Below are 3,207 nucleotides of genomic sequence, written 5' to 3'. Positions count from 1 at the left end.
TTTGTACCTTGAAAACTAAATAAGAGTAACAACGACATCAAACTAAAAGCGGAAGCGAATGTTTAGCGATGTACAGACTGGACTGACTCGCAGAAGATAAAGGAAACACGATAAACGTAAGTGAATCGATGTTGACTTATCGTACGAAGAGGAAGGAAGTCATGCTAATCGCTATGAGCGGAAGCTAGAAAACCAAAAGTTAAGGCGATAAATAAGTACGCTTATTCATAGAAAGCTAGTTAAGTGAATAAGGGCGCACGGTGGATGCCTTGGCACTAGGAGCCGATGAAGGACGGGACTAACACCGATATGTCCCGGGGAGTCGTAAGTAGACGTTGATCCGGGAATTTCCGAATGGGGGAACCCACTGTTCGTAATGGAGCAGTACTTCTATCTGAATACATAGGGTAGAGGAGGCATACCCGGGGAACTGAAACATCTCAGTACCCGGAGGAAGAGAAAGCAAACGCGATTTCCTGAGTAGCGGCGAGCGAAACGGAATTAGCCCAAACCAGAAGGCTTGCCTTCTGGGGTTGTAGGACACTCCATTGGAGTTACCAAGAAATTCTTTAGATGAAGCGATCTGGAAAGATCCGCCATAGGAGGTAAGAGCCCTGTAATCGAAAGAGAATTTCCTCCGGAGTGGATCCTGAGTACGGCGGAACACGTGGAATTCCGTCGGAATCCGGGAGGACCATCTCCCAAGGCTAAATACTCCCTAGTGACCGATAGTGAACCAGTACCGTGAGGGAAAGGTGAAAAGCACCCCGGGAGGGGAGTGAAAGAGAACCTGAAACCGTGTGCCTACAAGTAGTCGAAGCCCGTTAATGGGTGACGGCGTACCTTTTGTAGAATGGACCGGCGAGTTACGATCGTATGCAAGGTTAAGTGGAAGACACGGAGCCGCAGCGAAAGCGAGTCTGAATAGGGCGACATAGTATGCGGTCGTAGACCCGAAACCGTGTGATCTACCCATGTCCAGGGTGAAGGTCAGGTAACACTGACTGGAGGCCCGAACCCACGTATGTTGAAAAATGCGGGGATGAGGTGTGGGTAGGGGTGAAATGCCAATCGAACACGGAGATAGCTGGTTCTCTCCGAAATAGCTTTAGGGCTAGCCTCAAGGAACGAGTACTGGAGGTAGAGCACTGATTGGACTAGGGGCCCTCACCGGGTTACCGAATTCAGTCAAACTCCGAATGCCAGCTACTTTGCCTTGGGAGTCAGACTATGGGTGATAAGGTTCATAGTCGAAAGGGAAACAGCCCAGACCGCCAGCTAAGGTCCCAAAGTATACGTTAAGTGGAAAAGGATGTGGAGTTGCTTAGACAACCAGGATGTTGGCTTAGAAGCAGCCACCATTTAAAGAGTGCGTAATAGCTCACTGGTCGAGTGACTCTGCGCCGAAAATGTACCGGGGCTAAACGTATCACCGAAGCTGCGGATTGTTCTTACGAACAATGGTAGGAGAGCGTTCTAAGTGCTGTGAAGTCAGACCGTGAGGACTGGTGGAGCGCTTAGAAGTGAGAATGCCGGTATGAGTAGCGAAAAAAGAGTGAGAATCTCTTTCACCGAATGCCTAAGGTTTCCTGAGGAAGGCTCGTCCTCTCAGGGTTAGTCGGGACCTAAGCCGAGGCCGAAAGGCGTAGGCGATGGACAACAGGTAGATATTCCTGTACCACCTCATGAGCGTTTGAACGATGGGGGGACGCAGAAGGATAAGGAAAGCGCACCGATGGATGTGTGCGCCCAAGCAGTGAGGAAGTCGAATAGGCAAATCCGTTCGACGATTTCAAGCTGTAACGGGGAGGGAAATAGAGTACCGAAGTTCCTGATTTCACACTGCCAAGAAAAGCCTCTAGTGAGTTCATAGGTGCCCGTACCGCAAACCGACACAGGTAGGCGAGGAGAGAATCCTAAGGTGAGCGGGAGAACTCTCGTTAAGGAACTCGGCAAAATGACCCCGTAACTTCGGGAGAAGGGGTGCTCCTCTGCCGAGGAGCCGCAGTGAATAGGCCCAAGCGACTGTTTAGCAAAAACACAGGTCTCTGCGAAGCCGAAAGGCGAAGTATAGGGGCTGACACCTGCCCGGTGCTGGAAGGTTAAGGGGAAGCGTTAGCACTTTTGTGCGAAGCGTAGAACCGAAGCCCCAGTAAACGGCGGCCGTAACTATAACGGTCCTAAGGTAGCGAAATTCCTTGTCGGGTAAGTTCCGACCCGCACGAAAGGTGCAACGACTTGGGCACTGTCTCAACGAGAGACCCGGTGAAATTATACTATGTGTGAAGATGCACATTACCCGCGACAGGACGGAAAGACCCCGTGGAGCTTTACTGTAGCCTGATATTGAATGTTGGTACAGCTTGTACAGGATAGGTGGGAGCCATCGAAGCGTGAGCGCTAGCTTACGTGGAGGCATCCGTGGGATACCACCCTGGCTGTACGAACCTTCTAACCCAGGACCGTGATCCGGTTCGGAGACAGTGTCAGGCGGGCAGTTTGACTGGGGCGGTCGCCTCCCAAAAGGTAACGGAGGCGCCCAAAGGTTCCCTCAGAATGGTTGGAAATCATTCGCAGAGTGTAAAGGCAGAAGGGAGCTTGACTGCGAGACCTACAAGTCGAGCAGGGACGAAAGTCGGGCTTAGTGATCCGGTGGTTCCGCATGGAAGGGCCATCGCTCAACGGATAAAAGCTACCCCGGGGATAACAGGCTTATCTCCCCCAAGAGTTCACATCGACGGGGAGGTTTGGCACCTCGATGTCGGCTCATCGCATCCTGGGGCTGTAGTCGGTCCCAAGGGTTGGGCTGTTCGCCCATTAAAGCGGTACGCGAGCTGGGTTCAGAACGTCGTGAGACAGTTCGGTCCCTATCCGTCGTGGGCGTTGGAAGTTTGAGAGGAGCTGTCCTTAGTACGAGAGGACCGGGATGGACACACCGCTGGTGTACCAGTTGTTCCGCCAGGAGCATAGCTGGGTAGCTACGTGTGGCAGGGATAAGTGCTGAAAGCATCTAAGCATGAAGCCCCCCTCAAGATGAGACTTCCCATCACTTCAAGTGAGTAAGATCCCTCAGAGATGATGAGGTTGATAGGTTCGAGGTGGAAGCGTGGTGACACGTGGAGCTGACGGATACTAATCGATCGAGGACTTAACTAACTTCTTTTGGTTGTCGTTGAATGATCTCTTATTTAGTTTTTAGGGTACAAA

At 51.6% G+C, this 3,207-nt stretch carries 1 rRNA gene; it reads left to right on the top strand.

Going from position 1 to position 3,207, the window contains the following annotated elements:
* The first annotated feature begins 237 nt into the window (after positions 1-237).
* Positions 238-3,156: ribosomal RNA gene (locus JUJ52_RS22690) — 23S ribosomal RNA — on the top strand.
* Positions 3,157-3,207 lie beyond the last annotated feature (51 nt).

It is taken from the genome of Virgibacillus sp. AGTR (assembly GCF_016919725.2).
In the GTDB taxonomy this organism is placed as follows: domain Bacteria; phylum Bacillota; class Bacilli; order Bacillales; family Amphibacillaceae; genus Virgibacillus; species Virgibacillus salarius.
Note: the sequence above shows the minus strand (reverse complement) of the source record. Positions and strands in the feature narration are given on the sequence as shown.